This is a genomic window from Agrobacterium larrymoorei (assembly GCF_030819275.1).
Lineage (GTDB): Bacteria > Pseudomonadota > Alphaproteobacteria > Rhizobiales > Rhizobiaceae > Agrobacterium > Agrobacterium larrymoorei_B.
Genome location: NZ_JAUTBL010000002.1, coordinates 1,712,893 through 1,726,846 on the forward strand (window position 1 = coordinate 1,712,893; position 13,954 = coordinate 1,726,846).

Genomic DNA, 13,954 nt, shown 5'->3' on the forward strand with positions numbered 1-13,954 from the left:
TAAGACCGGTCAGTTACGAAGCTTGTAACCCGTCTTGAACATCCAGCTGATCACCGCAAGGCACACAGCGAGGAACCCCGTGATCATGACGATGCTGATCAGCGGGTTTACATCGGCGATCTCGTAGAAGCTCCAGCGGAAACCGCTGATCAGATAGAGCACCGGGTTGAAGTGGCTAACCGTCTGCCAGAAGGGCGGCAGCATGTTGATCGAATAGAAGCTGCCACCAAGAAAGGTGAGAGGCGGAACGACCAGCATCGGAATGAGGTTGAGCTGCTCGAAATTCGACGCCCACATGCCGATGATGAAACCGAACAGGCTGAAACTGACCGCCGTCAGCACGAAGAACAGCACCATCATGAAGGGATGGGCAATCGAGATATCGACGAAGAAAGACGCAGTGATCAGGATGATCGTACCGATCATCAGACCTTTGGTCGCCGCAGCCCCGACATAGCCTGCCAATATCTCCGTCATCGAGATCGGTGCTGAGAGAATTTCATAGACGGTGCCGGTGAACTTCGGAAAATAGATGCCGAAGGAGCCGTTGCTGACGCACTGCGTCAGCAGGGTCAACATGATGAGGCCCGGCGTAATGAAAGCGCCGTAGGAAACGCCCTCGACCTCTTGGATGCGCGAGCCGATCGCGGTGCCGAAGACGATGAAGTAGAGCGACGTCGAGATGACCGGTGAAATCACGCTTTGTAAAAGCGTACGACGCGTGCGCGCCATTTCGAACAGGTAGATGGACTTGATGGCTTCGAAATTCATTTTTGTCCTCCCACCAATGCGACGAAAATATCCTCGAGCGAGCTTTGCCGCGTCGAAATATCTTTGAAATGAATGCCCTGCTCGCCAAGTGCCGAGAGGAGCTCTGCGATCCGCCCCTGTTCGCCATTGCCGTCATACTCATAGGTCAGGCAGGTGCCGTCTTCCGAAAGTTGCAGACGGAAGGGCGACAGGCTGTCCGGTAGCGTGCTGACCGGCGTCGTCAATTCCAACGAAAGCTGCTTGCGCCCGAGCTTGCGCATCAGCGCGGTCTTCTCTTCGACCAACAGGAGTTCGCCGCCATTGATCACCCCAACACGATCGGCGATTTCCTCTGCTTCCTCGATATAGTGGGTCGTCAGAATGATGGTCACGCCAGCCGCTCTAAGCTCTTCCACCACTTTCCACATGTCGCGCCGAAGCGCCACGTCGACGCCAGCCGTCGGCTCGTCGAGGAATAGCACCTTCGGCTCATGCGCCAGCGCCTTGGCGATCAGCACGCGCCGCTTCATGCCGCCGGAGAGCTCGCGCAGCATGTTGTCCTTCTTGTTCCAGAGGGACAGAGATTTCAAAACGCGTTCGATGACCTGCGGATCTTTTCGATAACCATGCAATCCGCGGGAAAACGAGACCGTGTTCCACACCGTCTCGAACTGGTCGGTCGTCAGCTCCTGCGGCACGAGCCCGATCAGCGCGCGTGTCTTGCGAAAATCCTTGACGACATCACTGCCGCCGACCAGCACACTGCCCTCTCCCGGGTTGACGAGGCCACATATGATCGAAATCAGCGTGGTCTTGCCAGCACCGTTTGGCCCCAGAAGCGCGAGAATCTCACCCTCGTAGATGTCGAGCGTAACACCTTTCAGAGCTTGAAAGCCGTTGGCGTAGGATTTCGTCAAATTGCGGATGGAAACGATAGGTTTGCGGGAGGGCGTCATGAATGAACTTTCGGCACGATCTTGAACTGCTCATATAAAGCATTTCGAGGAAAAGTGTTCTCCGTTTTGTGTCCGAAAATGCGTCAGAACAAAAAATCGGTTCGTGAAAGCGAAGAGACGATCCCCTGTTGCAGTTCCGTAGAACTCATCAACTGCGTCTCTTGTCGTCTGTGTCATGAAGTTGTGATGCTCATGTCGTAACCATGGCCACGGCGCGTCGTTGTAGTCACCACAATACGCCCGCCCGGTTTTCAGCACCGATCGACATTTTGCGACATACGGCAGTCATACTGAAAAGCATTATTTTGGGCAGAGGCTACCCCCGCACTCTGCCCTGTTTTTTTGTAGGGACTCGCCGGTTACGGCGGCTACTCGGGAGAGCAACTCCCGTCAATCGCAGTGGCGATAGCCGGACTTGCGCGTGCGCAGATCGAAGTGGAAATGGTTCCAGTGGTTGGGGTCGCTACCCGGTCCGAGCACGGTGGAGAAATATTTGCAGCTGTCCGAGCGCACTGCCTTCAGCAGCCCTTTCTCACGAAATGCAAAGAAGCTCTTTGTGCGAACGTCGATTTCCTTACCGTTCTTCAAGGTAATCGTTCCAATGTCGATGGCATTGCCACGAGCATGCTCAGACCAGGGGTTGCTCGCCCTGGAATTCATCTTGCGACAGGAGTAGCCACCCATCGGCGTGATGCGGCCAACGCCGGAGAAATAACGGAAGCGAGACGACGGTACGAGCTCGAACTTGACCCATTTGGCAAAGGCGAGCGTCACCTGGCAATTGAGCTTCACCGCCGGGCGGATCGCAACACCGCTATCGAGACCGCTGAGCTCGATCGGGTAATCGATACCGCATGTCGGACCATCGGCAATGCGCGCCACATCGCGGAAGGCGACACCCAGCCTGCGAAGCTCGGTGCGGCAGGCCACTTCAGAAGGCGGCATCATGCCGGGTAGTTGTGACATACGGCGCTCCTGCGCCGGATTGTCCGGCATCAGCATCGCGACCTCTTCGACGCGAGGTGCCTGCCTTTGACCAGCGGATGGCGGCGGAATGAGGCGGGACTGGTTGGCAAGCTCATGCGGCGCCCGTTGCCGCGGATAGGCGGCGCTGTCGGGAGTGGACACTTGCATATCCTCCTCTTCGGCAAGGCTACGCCCCGGCGCGACACCAAGCCCAGCGTCCATATTCACGCCCTGCTCACCCTCGGCCATTTGTGACGGCACGTGGGTTGGCTGCGGCTGAACAGGCGCAAGGCGGCTCGCCTGCGCATCAAGCGTCGAGTAGCCCTGGCCTCCAGAGTTCAGCAGCGGATCCCGTGAGGCCTGCGCCTCCGGCATTGGCTGCGAATAGTCGTTGAAGGGTGCATTCTGGCTGACGGGCGCAGGCGGCGCGCTGTAATTCTGCCGGCTGGAGGAGCGAATGGAGCTGACCCGTGTTGCGCCATCGACGTCAGCGGGGGGCACGAGCCCCTCCGCTGAGCACGATACGATCACCGCCGACATTGTCATCAACGTCGCAAGACGACGCGGAAGGGAAACATACGCCATACTAGAACCTGTACCTTCAGCGACCGCGACACGCGGCGATCAAGCCAAATTCTAAAGAAATCTGGTAAACGAACCCTTTTTACCGAGGCAAAGAAAGTGACCGGCAAAGGCTTGCATGCTCAGAAATGAGACATTGTCCTTGCGGCTGTTCGAACGGTCAGAGCTATCGTACCCTTGGAGAAGCAAGAAAGGGCGCCGCAAGCGACGCCCCTTTATCGGATTAGAAGACTCAGGCCGCCCGCGACATGGAGCCTCCAGCAGAAAAACTTCCAAGCTGAAACCGCGCCAGGAGCGAATGAAGCTTGCGGCTCTCATCTGCAAGCGTTTCGCTCGCGGCTGTGGTTTCTTCCACCATTGCAGCATTCTGCTGCGTCATCTGGTCCATGTGGTTGACGGAGGTGTTGATCTCCTGCAACCCCGTCGCCTGCTCGCGCGCAGCCGTAGCAATCGAGTTCACGTGACCATCGACCCGATTGACCAGCGCCACGATCTCCTCCAGCGCCTCTCCGGTGGACCGAACCAGCGTCACACCGCCACTCACCTGCTCTGCCGAACTGTTGATCAGCGTCTTGATTTCCTTTGCAGCATTGGCAGAGCGCTGCGCGAGTTCGCGAACCTCCTGCGCCACGACTGCAAAGCCGCGACCCGCCTCGCCCGCACGCGCGGCTTCCACACCTGCATTCAAGGCGAGCAGGTTGGTCTGGAAAGCAATCTCATCGATAACGACGATGATCTGACCGATCTTGCGCGACGACTCCTCGATCCGGTTCATGGCCTCCACCGCGTTGCGGACGATATCGCCCGAGCGACCTGCACTTTGCTTCGTCTCCGTCACCATCTGCCGCGCCTCGTTTGCGCGCTCAGAGGCCGTGCGAACGGTTGCCGTAATCTCATCGAGCGCGGCTGCGGTCTCTTCCAGCGCCGCTGCCTGCTGTTCGGTACGGCGGGAAAGATTACCCGTCGCCTCGCTGATATCGGAGGCGCTGGCATTGACCACATCGCTGCTACGCGAGATCGTGGCTATCACGTCCCGAAGGGCGCCGACGGCGCTGTTGAAGTCGGCGCGCAGCTTGTCGTATTCCGCGCCCACCTGCCCCACTTGAACGGTGAGATCGCCCCGCGCGAGATTTTCCATGGCATGCCCCAGGGAGGCTATGGCATGCGCCTGACGCTCGGAGGCAGAGCGAAGCACATCCTCGCTTTCACGACGGGTGTTTTCGAGCGTTCGCTGCTGCTCGGCTTCACGGCGCTGCAACTGGCTGCGCTCATTCACGGAGTTACGAAGAACAAGCAGCGTCTTGGCCATGGCGCCGATCTCGTTGCGACGCTCGACAAACGGCACCTCCGCCTCGGCATTTCCGTCCGCAATATGGGACATACTCGTCTTCAGCCGGCCTATAGGACCTGTAACACTGCGCACCACAGCCGTAGCGACTCCCAAAACGACGAGAGCGCTGATCAGACAGATGCCGAGATAGAGTGTTGCCTCGCGCCAGAACATGGCGTTCAGATCATCAACATAGACGCCCGTGCCGACAATCCAACCCCAGGGCGCGAAACCTTCGACATAAGAGAATTTGCCCACAGGATCGGGCGCGCCGGGCTTCGGCCATTGATAATCGACAAAGCCCTTTCCTCTCGCCTTCACGGTATTCACGAACTCGACAAAGAGGAACTTGCCGTTCGGGTCCTTGTTGTTCGTCAAATCGGCACCGTTCAACTCCGGCTTGACCGGGTGCATAACCATTTTCGGACCCATGTCATTGATCCAGAAGTAGCCATTGCCATTGTCGTAACGCATGGCGGCGAGAGAAGCTTTCGCCTGTTGCTGGGCGACCTCGCGGGTCAGCGTCCCGCTCTGCTCCAGGCGGTAATATTGGTCTAGAATGCCCACGGCAGAATGTGTCAGCGCTTCCAGCCCAGCCTTCCGCTCACGCTCCATCCCGTCATAACCACCGAAGAGACTTGATGTCAGAGCGGCAGTCAGTATCCCCAGAAACAAGGCGACGAGCGCATAAAGCCTCGCGGACGTGGTTAGATGTTTCATATGTAAACTCCCCCGGATTATGATCCGTTATTGTAATATTTAAAAATTGAAAAACTATAAATTGCACGCGACGGTAGGCGTAACTGCGATTTTGGAGGTAATCACTCAGAGAAGGTGCTAGAAACAACAGCGCAATGAGATGATCTTTAAGCAGCGATGTTAGATTGTCATGTTTTGCAGTAAAAATTTTCAGATACAAAACGCATCGAGTAATCGCGAATTAATAAATCGAAATCATGATCTTTGCGCAGAATAAAATCACGAGATCGATATGCCCAAGCCAAATTTCCGCTACACCCATTACGATCTCAAGGAGATTCGCTCAGGTACGATTATTGAGGTATCTCTGAACGCGGTCGCAAATGTACGACTGATGACGGCAGGGAATTTTCAAAGATTCACAGAACTCTTGGATTTCAAATATGTCGGCGGCGTTGCACGCAAGTCACCGGTGCGTATGGCAATTCCGGAGTCAGGACATTGGCATGTCATTGTCGATGCTGAAGGCCACAATGGCTTGGCGGAGTCGTCTGTGAAGTTGCTGCCGGCAAATCCAGCACCCGCCCAGCGCAAGAGCGCCTGATCAACCCTCAGCAAAATCCAGAAGCGAAGCGCAGACAGCCGCGGTCCGAAGGCTTGTCTTGCGCTTCAGCGAGGGTTGCGTTCCCGTCTCAGCTTCGACCACCAATCCAGGCGCTTTCGAATGTCGCGCTCGAAACCCCGGTCGGGCGGATCGTAGAAGGTGGTGCGCCCCATCTTTTCGGGAAAGTAATCCTGGCCTGAGAAGGCATCGGGCTCGTCATGGTCATAGCGATAGCCATCGCCATAACCCTCGCCCTTCATCAGCTTGGTCGGCGCATTGAGAATATGCTTGGGTGGCAGGAGCGAGCCGTTCTCCTTGGCCGCCCGCATCGCGCTCTTGTAGGCCGTGTAGACCGCGTTGGATTTGGGTGCCGTCGCCAGATAGACGCAGGCCTGCGCTAGCGCCAGTTCGCCTTCGGGTGAGCCGAGATAATCATAGGCATCTTTCGCCGCATTGCAGATAACCAGCGCCTGCGGGTCGGCAAGCCCAATATCCTCAACTGCCATGCGCACGAGACGCCTGCCGAGATAAAGCGGATCTTCACCGGCATCGAGCATCCGCGCTAGATAATAAAGTGCCGCATCAGGATCGGAGCCACGTACCGACTTATGCAGCGCCGAGATCAGATTGTAATGGCCGTCCTGGCTCTTGTCATAGACCGGAGCCCGACGCTGCACGATACGGGTCAGCCCTTCGGTATCGAACACCTCGCCTTCGCGCGCAGCACGCCAGACTTCCTCGGCAAGCGTCAGAACGGCGCGACCGTCACCATCCGCCATCCGCAGGAGTGCGAGCCGCGCGTCCTCATCGAGCGGCAGCGGCTTGGCTTCCGCCTCCTCGGCGCGCTTCAGAAGTTCCAGCAGGCTCCCTTCGTCATGCGGCTTGAAGGTCAGAACACGGGCGCGAGACAGCAAAGCTGCATTCAGTTCAAAGGACGGATTCTCCGTGGTCGCGCCTACCAGAATGATGGTTCCATCTTCCATCACCGGTAGGAAACTGTCCTGTTGAGCCCGGTTGAAGCGATGGATTTCGTCGACGAAGAGCAGCGTTTGCCGTCCGTTCATCCGCCGTGTGCGCGCAGCTTCGAAGACCTTTTTCAGGTCGGCCACGCCGGAGAAAATTGCGGAAATCTGCTCGAAGGCCAGACCGGCCTCCCCTGAGAGCAGCCGAGCAACCGTCGTCTTGCCGGTGCCGGGCGGTCCCCAGAAGATCATCGAGCCAAGCGAACCGCTCTCGATCATGCGGCGCAATACGCCCTCTTCGCCCGTCAGATGCGGCTGGCCTGTCACCTGGGCGATCGTCGTCGGACGCAGCCTGTCCGCCAAAGGTCGCCGGTTGGCAACCTCTGCTGGAATCTGAGGTGCGAAGAGGTCTCCACTCATCGCAGGAACTGCCGCAGGCGCTGACCATCGCGAATGATTTCCAGACGCCAGAAGCCCGGATCGTCATGCAGCGCTTCCTGCATCTGGGCGCTGGAGGTAATATCAGCGCCGTTCAACGAGACGATGATATCCTTCGGCTGGAAGCCGACACGCGAAGCGGGCGAACCGCGAGCGACATCGACGATCACGACACCGGAGGGTGTTCCGACCATACGCAGTTCATCGGCGAGCTTGGGCGAAAGATTGGCAACCGTGGCGCCAGCAAAAGGATTGCGGCCCTCCAACAGTCGCTCGTCACGCGGTGCGGTTTCAGGCGCGGTATCCAATGCGATAGTGACGGTTTTTTCCTTACCCTTGTCGATCAGCGCGATCTTGGCGGATTTGCCGATACCTGCCGTCGTCAGGCGATAACCCAGCGCATCCGGATGCTCCACCTCGATGCCGTTCACCGCAGTGACCACCTGGCCAGGCTCGATGCCGGCTTTCTCCGCAGGGCCACCTTTTACAACGCTGACGACGAGTGCGCCACGAGCACGCTTCAACCCAAGCGCTTCCGCGACTTCAGAGGTGACAGGATCGAATGTTGCGCCAACATAGGGACGCTGGAAGCTCTTATCGCCCTTCTCAGCCGCAGCCAGGAAGACCTTGACCAGGTTCGCAGGGATGGCAAAGCCGATCCCGTTCGAGCCACCGCCGCGCGAGAAGATCGCCGTATTGATGCCGATCAGCTCGCCGTTCATATTCATCAGCGCACCACCGGAGTTGCCGGGGTTGATCGAGGCATCCGTCTGAATGAAGAACCCAAAATCACCCTGCGTCACCTGATTGCGCGCCAAGGCAGAAACGATACCGCTCGTGACGGTCTGACCGACACCGAAGGGGTTGCCGATGGCGAGCACCAGATCGCCGACTTCCGTCGCATCCGAATTGCCGAGCGGCAGCACGGGGAACTGTTCCTTGGCATCGATCTTCAACACCGCAAGATCGACACGGTCATCCTTCAACAAAACCTTGGAAGAGAACTCGCGACCATCGGCGAGCGCCACCTTTATATCGTCGGCACCTTCGATGACGTGATTGTTGGTCACCACCAGACCACTTGCCGAAACGATGACGCCGGAGCCGAGCGAAGACTGCTTCTCCGTGCGGTTCGGCAGCTGCTGGCCAAAGAACTGCTCGAAAAAGGGATCGCCTGCAAAGGGCGAGGCGCGGCGCTGGACGATGCGCTCAGCATAAACGTTCACCACGGCACCGGAGGTGCGCTTGACCAGGGGGGCGAATGACAGTTGCATTTCCGTCCGGCTGGCCGGCACCGCCTTGGCGTCCTGCGCCTGTGCGCCCAAAGGCGCGAGAAGCAACGCCGCCAGAAAGCCGTTGGCCATGAATTTCAACACGCGCTGCATGTGATTCCTCATCTTCATCAATAGGATGCAGTTATAGCGTCACAGCCTATAAATCAAAGGGCGGCAATATCATGGCGCACCGCTTCACGCGCAAAGCACTTTACTTTCTTTGGAACTGGTTTCGAGGTCTGAGAATTGAACCGCCAAGATTTAATGAAAGACGAGACAGAAAAATGCAGTTTCGAAAACATGCCCTGGCCCTGTTTATTGTTTGCGCTTCCTATTCGCATGGATCCCCCGTCGGCGCTGCGAGCTTCGATTGCTCCAAGACCGATCTCGCGGCAGATGAAAAGACGATCTGCGAGAACCGCGCCCTGAATGATCAGGACGTAAAAATGGCGACAACCTTCGACATCCTCACACAACTCATGGCCATGGGCGCACGCGATACGCTCAAAACCGAACAGGCCGAATGGTTGAAGCACCGCCAGAGCTGTGAAGCGGACGTCGCCTGCCTGACAAAGGCCTATGACGAGCGCATGGTCAAGCTGGGTGAAGCATTCCAGAGCATCAACCGCCCGCTTTAACTCGCCGCGATGATGTCCGTCATCAAACCATGCAAAGCATCCCGATAACCTGTGCGCGCTGATGGTGCATCTTCTCGGGATGTCATAACCACCGACAGTTTCTTCGACGGCACGATGTACAGCATCTGGCCGCCATAGCCCCAGGCGTAAAAGACTTTCTCGTCCGCCATCTCCTTGATGAACCAGCAATAGCCATAGCCGTCGCCATTGAAGACGGAGTTCGTTCGTTGCGTCCAGGATTGTTCTATCCATGACTGCGAGAGGATGCGCTCGCCATCGGCGGTAACGCCACCGCGACGGTATAATTCTCCAAACGCCAGCAGCGAACGCGCCGTCATCGCCATCTGGTTTCCGCCGAGATAGATTCCCTGCGGATCGCGCTCCCAGCTTCCAATCGCAAAACCGTCGAGCGGCTTGAACCAGTCGCGCGCCAGCGCCAGCGTCGAGCGGCCGGAGGCCTTCGTCAGGATCGCCGAGAGAAGATGTGTCGACGCAGTCGAATAGAGCATCCCACCGCCCGGCTCACCATCAAAACCCGAACCAAGCGCAGAGCGGACCCAGTTGCGGCTCGCGACCCAGCGCCCGTAATTCGGGCCCGACATGCGCGCAAGACCTGACTGCATCGACAGCAGATTGCCAATCGTGACGCGCTCCAACCGCGGATCGGGGCTCGCCGGGAAGTCGGCTCTGAGCACCGACGCGATCGGCTGATCAGCACTCTCCAAAATCTTGCGATCGATCGCCATGCCGACGAGGGCAGAAACGATCGACTTGGAGGCCGACTTGATATTGGTCGATCCATTCAGCGACGAATCATTATAGGCGCGTGAGGCAACCTCCTCGCCATCGACGTTAACGATCACCGCCTTCAGCGTCTGGAGAGAACGCGCCCCTTCTAGAATGGGATCGAATTTGGCGGTCGCGCCTGAAGATTGCGCGCGAACCGCTGTGGCAAAAGGGAGGGAGGCAAAGAGAGCGAGTGCTGTGCGACGTTTCATGTCTATCTAAATAAGCGCTGCCGCGGTCAAAGGAAGCAGCATCACCACCTTGTGACTCGCAACACTTGGCTCGCAAAAAGGACTCTCGAAACAATGCGTTTCAGTGCTGTCCTGAATCAAAATATCAGCGACTTGATTCATTTTCTCAAGAAACACCGGGTCTATTCCTCGTAGATCATCTTCCGCGTCATGCCGCCGTCCAACACCAGCACCTGGCCGGTCATAAAGCCGGCGCTGGCTAGATAGAGCACTCCGTCGGCGATATCCTTCGGCCTGCCGACGCGGCCTACCGGATGCTGCGCATTGTCCTTCTTCCGGAGATCCGTTTCATCCGTAACCCACCCCGGCGCAATCGCATTCACGCGGATCTTCGGCCCGAGACTGACAGCCAGCGCATGGGTGAAAGCGACAAGTCCGCCCTTCGAAGCGGCATAAGCCTCGGTCTCCGGCTCAGACATGAAGGCGCGCGTCGAGACCATGTTGACGATGCTGGCACCCTCGCCCATCATCGGCACCGCGGAACGCGTCATCAGGAAGGCTCCCGTCAAATGGCTGTCGGTCACCTTCCGCCAGTCGGCAAGCGAGACCTCATGAATCGGCCCGGTCACCGGACTTGCAATACCGGCATTGTTGACGAGCAGTTCCAGCCCCTTCCAACCAAGCTGGTCGAAAGCGGCAAGGACAGACGTTTCATTGCCCACATCGCACAAGATGTGGCGCGCCGATGTGGTTGTCTCCTTGATGTCGAAGGACGCAACGGTCCAGCCGTCATCCAACAGAGCTTGGATAACCCCCGTCCCGATCAAGCCCGCGCCGCCGGTCACAACTGCCCGTTTCATGATATTCTCCCTAAAGCATGGTCCGGGCAAAGCTGCAGCGGTTTTGCGCGAATGACATGCGATCAAACAAAGGACTAAAGCGTAAGAGCGAATCTGAAAGATGGCGACAGGCTTTAGCATGTGATGCGGCAACGTTCGCGATTGGCCGGTTGTTCCGATGCTGAGAACCAGTGTTGCATCGACGAACGGCTTGCGCATGATGGGGTACATGAACATGGTCGCAACCCATCCTGTCATGCTGACGTCGAGACGCCTCTCGCTGCGACCGCTGAAAATCGCCGATGCGGCAAGTCTCGCACGGATCACCAACGATCCACTCGTAACTCGCAACCTTCTCAAAACCACAACGCCTTTTACGGCCTCAGATGCAAGAGAACTGATCTTGCGAGTCCGAACAAAGAAGAGCCCGGTGTGGGCCATCGATAACGGGCAGCTTATCGGACTCATCGGCATCGCTGGCGAGTTTGGCTACTGGCTTGCCCGAAGTCGCTGGGGCACGGGTTATGCCTCGGAAGCCGCACGTCTTGTGATTGATCATGCGTTTCATGGCCTGAAGGTAGACACGCTTCATGCCAATCCGATCGCAGACAATAGGGCATCTCGCCATCTGCTGGAGAAACTCGGGTTTGAAATCAACGGCGCGACCAGAGCCTATTGCTGCGAGCGTAGCAGAATGGTGCCCCTTATCCGCTACAAGCTTGACCGGCAGAGATGGGAGGAAGCATCGGTACCCGCGAAGGCAGACGATCAAAGTCCCAGCCCTGATCCAGCCCTGGCATGGCGATCGTGACTTGATTCAATCTCGTCGCAAGAGCCACTAATTCATTGGATAGAAAGAAAAAACGCCCGTGTAGGGCGTTTTCCATTTAAGCTGGACTATCCAGAAAGCCGAGGACAATCACTCCGGCAGAATGCGAACTGCACCCTTGTCAGCGCTGGATGCAAAAGCAGCATAGGCTTTCAACGCTGTCGTGACGTTGCGCTTGCGGAACTCGGCGGGCTTCCAGCCAAGCTGGTCCTGCTCTGCGCGACGCGCTGCCAACTCGGCATCCGAAACCTTGAGGTTGATGGTGCGGTTCGGGATGTCGATCTCGATAAGATCGCCCTGACGCACGAGACCAATGGCGCCGCCTTGGGCCGCTTCAGGAGAAGCGTGACCGATGGAGAGGCCAGACGTGCCGCCGGAGAAACGACCATCGGTGATCAAAGCGCAAGCCTTGCCGAGACCCTTCGACTTCAAGTAGCTGGTCGGATAAAGCATTTCCTGCATGCCCGGGCCGCCCTTCGGGCCTTCGTAACGGATGACGACGACGTCTCCAGCCTTGACCTCGTTAGACAGAATACCCTTCACCGCCGCGTCCTGGCTCTCGTAAACGACAGCCGTTCCGTTGAACTTGAGGATGCTTTCATCAACGCCCGCTGTCTTCACGATGCAGCCATCCAACGCGATGTTGCCGTAAAGAACCGCAAGGCCGCCGTCCTTGGAGAAAGGCTTTTCGACTGAGCGGATGACGCCATTTTCGCTATCGGTATCGAGATCGTCCCAGCGCGAAGACTGGCTGAAGGCAACCTGCGTCGGCACGCCACCTGGCGCTGCCTTGAAGAACTCGCGTACGGTCTCGGAATTGGTACGGGTGATATCCCAACGGTCGATAGCGTCGCCGAGCGTGGGCTCATGAACCGTGGGGCAATCGCGATTGATGAGACCGCCGCGATCCAGTTCACCCAGAATACGCATGATGCCGCCAGCCCGATGCACGTCTTCCATATGCACGTCCTGCTTGGCAGGCGCGACCTTGGAAAGACAAGGTACCTTGCGCGACAGGCGGTCGATATCTTCCATGGTGAAGTCGACGCCGCCTTCATGGGCCGCCGCCAGAATATGCAGAACGGTGTTGGTGGAACCACCCATGGCGATATCGAGCGACATGGCGTTCTCGAACGCCGCCTTGGAAGCGATGGTGCGCGGCAGAACGGTTTCGTCGTCCTGCTCGTAATAACGACGTGCCAGATCGACGATCAGATGACCCGCTTCAACGAAGAGGCGCTTGCGATCCGAGTGCGTGGCGAGCGTCGAGCCGTTGCCGGGCAGAGAAAGGCCGAGCGCCTCGGTCAAACAGTTCATCGAGTTGGCGGTAAACATGCCCGAGCAGGAACCGCAGGTCGGACAAGCGGAACGCTCGATGACCTTGACGTCTTCATCGGAAACCTTGTCGTCGGCGGCCGCGACCATGGCATCGACCAGATCGAGCGCGACTTTCTTACCGTGCAGAACGGCCTTACCGGCTTCCATTGGACCACCGGAGACGAACACGGCCGGGATGTTGAGGCGCATGGCAGCATTCAGCATGCCTGGCGTGATCTTGTCGCAGTTGGAAATGCAGACCATGGCGTCAGCGCAATGCGCATTGACCATATACTCGACCGAGTCCGCGATGATCTCGCGCGAAGGCAGCGAATAGAGCATGCCATCGTGACCCATGGCGATGCCATCATCCACCGCGATCGTATTGAATTCCTTGGCAACACCGCCAGCCGCCTCGATCTCGCGCGCGACGAGCTGGCCGAGATCCTTCAGGTGAACGTGACCAGGCACGAACTGGGTAAAGGAGTTGACGACCGCAATGATCGGCTTGCCGAAATCGCCATCCTTCATGCCGGTGGCGCGCCAAAGGCCACGCGCACCCGCCATGTTACGGCCATGGGTTGTCGTTCTGGAGCGATAGACAGGCATCTCGTTATTCCTCGGTTCTCTCAAACTCGCGGGCGCATCTCCCAGGCGCATGCATGCGCTGCCCGCTTAAATCTGACGCGTCTTCTACTCCATTCGAAAACTCCTGTCACTGTCACCTTGCGACAAAACAGTACGGTGCGGTACGGTACTGTTTTGCCGCGCTGCTTTGGGCCTCTGCCATGCT

General features: G+C 57.8%; 12 protein-coding genes. 3 read left to right on the plus strand and 9 right to left on the minus strand.

Going from position 1 to position 13,954, the window contains the following annotated elements:
- Nucleotides 1-9: 9 nt before the first annotated feature.
- The 4 genes from QE408_RS16955 to QE408_RS16970 all read right to left on the minus strand — a co-directional run bounded on the left by QE408_RS16955 (nt 10) and on the right by QE408_RS16970 (nt 5,304).
- Nucleotides 10-771, minus strand: coding sequence for an ABC transporter permease (locus QE408_RS16955; RefSeq protein ID WP_306933190.1), 762 nt, complete (start codon nt 769-771; stop codon nt 10-12).
- Nucleotides 768-1,706: an ABC transporter ATP-binding protein gene (locus QE408_RS16960; protein ID WP_306933192.1), complete on the minus strand. Its 939-nt coding sequence runs from the start codon at nt 1,704-1,706 to the stop codon at nt 768-770. The genes QE408_RS16955 and QE408_RS16960 overlap by 4 nt, the downstream gene beginning before the upstream one ends.
- A 390-nt stretch (nt 1,707-2,096) precedes the next feature.
- Nucleotides 2,097-3,257 (minus strand): extensin-like domain-containing protein, encoded by a 1,161-nt coding sequence (locus QE408_RS16965; protein WP_306933194.1) that lies wholly within the window; start codon nt 3,255-3,257, stop codon nt 2,097-2,099.
- A 229-nt stretch (nt 3,258-3,486) separates the two neighbouring features.
- Nucleotides 3,487-5,304, minus strand: coding sequence for a methyl-accepting chemotaxis protein (locus tag QE408_RS16970; protein ID WP_306933195.1), 1,818 nt, complete (start codon nt 5,302-5,304; stop codon nt 3,487-3,489).
- A gap of 271 nt (nt 5,305-5,575) precedes the next feature.
- Here QE408_RS16970 and QE408_RS16975 point away from each other — a divergent pair, with 271 nt between their 5' ends.
- Nucleotides 5,576-5,887: a DUF1883 domain-containing protein gene (locus QE408_RS16975; protein WP_306933197.1), complete on the plus strand. Its 312-nt coding sequence runs from the start codon at nt 5,576-5,578 to the stop codon at nt 5,885-5,887.
- 65 nt (nt 5,888-5,952) lie between these two features.
- On the opposite strand, the gene QE408_RS16980 is transcribed toward QE408_RS16975, so the two are convergent.
- Nucleotides 5,953-7,269, minus strand: coding sequence for a replication-associated recombination protein A (locus QE408_RS16980; RefSeq protein ID WP_306933199.1), 1,317 nt, complete (start codon nt 7,267-7,269; stop codon nt 5,953-5,955).
- Nucleotides 7,266-8,672: a DegQ family serine endoprotease gene (locus QE408_RS16985; RefSeq protein WP_306933201.1), complete on the minus strand. Its 1,407-nt coding sequence runs from the start codon at nt 8,670-8,672 to the stop codon at nt 7,266-7,268. Before QE408_RS16985 ends, QE408_RS16980 begins: the two co-directional genes overlap by 4 nt.
- Nucleotides 8,673-8,845: 173 nt before the next feature.
- Here QE408_RS16985 and QE408_RS16990 point away from each other — a divergent pair, with 173 nt between their 5' ends.
- A complete protein-coding gene (locus tag QE408_RS16990; protein ID WP_306934838.1) occupies nt 8,846-9,199 on the plus strand; it encodes a lysozyme inhibitor LprI family protein in 354 nt (117 codons plus the stop codon).
- Here the strand turns inward: QE408_RS16990 and QE408_RS16995 are convergent.
- Together QE408_RS16995 and QE408_RS17000 are read right to left on the minus strand one after the other, a co-directional pair.
- Entirely contained in the window at nt 9,196-10,197 is a 1,002-nt protein-coding gene (locus QE408_RS16995) for a serine hydrolase domain-containing protein (protein ID WP_306933203.1), read from the minus strand. The two genes, QE408_RS16990 and QE408_RS16995, sit on opposite strands and share 4 nt — an antisense overlap.
- A 161-nt stretch (nt 10,198-10,358) precedes the next feature.
- Entirely contained in the window at nt 10,359-11,036 is a 678-nt protein-coding gene (locus tag QE408_RS17000) for an SDR family oxidoreductase (RefSeq protein ID WP_306933205.1), read from the minus strand.
- A gap of 157 nt (nt 11,037-11,193) precedes the next feature.
- Here QE408_RS17000 and QE408_RS17005 point away from each other — a divergent pair, with 157 nt between their 5' ends.
- Complete coding sequence (locus tag QE408_RS17005) at nt 11,194-11,826, plus strand: GNAT family N-acetyltransferase (RefSeq protein ID WP_306933207.1); 633 nt, start codon at nt 11,194-11,196, stop codon at nt 11,824-11,826.
- Nucleotides 11,827-11,934: 108 nt separating this feature from the next.
- Here QE408_RS17005 and ilvD read toward each other — a convergent pair whose 3' ends face one another.
- Nucleotides 11,935-13,770: a dihydroxy-acid dehydratase gene (gene ilvD, locus QE408_RS17010; protein ID WP_306933208.1), complete on the minus strand. Its 1,836-nt coding sequence runs from the start codon at nt 13,768-13,770 to the stop codon at nt 11,935-11,937.
- Nucleotides 13,771-13,954 lie beyond the last annotated feature (184 nt).

Coding starts and splice junctions, on each gene's coding strand:
- QE408_RS16960 (WP_306933192.1), bottom strand. CDS start 1,706: ATGACGCCCTCCCGCAAACCTATCGTTTCCATCCGCAATTTGACGAAA.
- QE408_RS16990 (WP_306934838.1), top strand. CDS start 8,846: ATGCAGTTTCGAAAACATGCCCTGGCCCTGTTTATTGTTTGCGCTTCC.
- QE408_RS16975 (WP_306933197.1), top strand. CDS start 5,576: ATGCCCAAGCCAAATTTCCGCTACACCCATTACGATCTCAAGGAGATT.
- QE408_RS16985 (WP_306933201.1), bottom strand. CDS start 8,672: ATGCAGCGCGTGTTGAAATTCATGGCCAACGGCTTTCTGGCGGCGTTG.
- QE408_RS16965 (WP_306933194.1), bottom strand. CDS start 3,257: ATGGCGTATGTTTCCCTTCCGCGTCGTCTTGCGACGTTGATGACAATG.
- QE408_RS17000 (WP_306933205.1), bottom strand. CDS start 11,036: ATGAAACGGGCAGTTGTGACCGGCGGCGCGGGCTTGATCGGGACGGGG.
- QE408_RS17005 (WP_306933207.1), top strand. CDS start 11,194: ATGCTGAGAACCAGTGTTGCATCGACGAACGGCTTGCGCATGATGGGG.
- QE408_RS16970 (WP_306933195.1), bottom strand. CDS start 5,304: ATGAAACATCTAACCACGTCCGCGAGGCTTTATGCGCTCGTCGCCTTG.
- QE408_RS16980 (WP_306933199.1), bottom strand. CDS start 7,269: ATGAGTGGAGACCTCTTCGCACCTCAGATTCCAGCAGAGGTTGCCAAC.
- ilvD (WP_306933208.1), bottom strand. CDS start 13,770: ATGCCTGTCTATCGCTCCAGAACGACAACCCATGGCCGTAACATGGCG.
- QE408_RS16995 (WP_306933203.1), bottom strand. CDS start 10,197: ATGAAACGTCGCACAGCACTCGCTCTCTTTGCCTCCCTCCCTTTTGCC.
- QE408_RS16955 (WP_306933190.1), bottom strand. CDS start 771: ATGAATTTCGAAGCCATCAAGTCCATCTACCTGTTCGAAATGGCGCGC.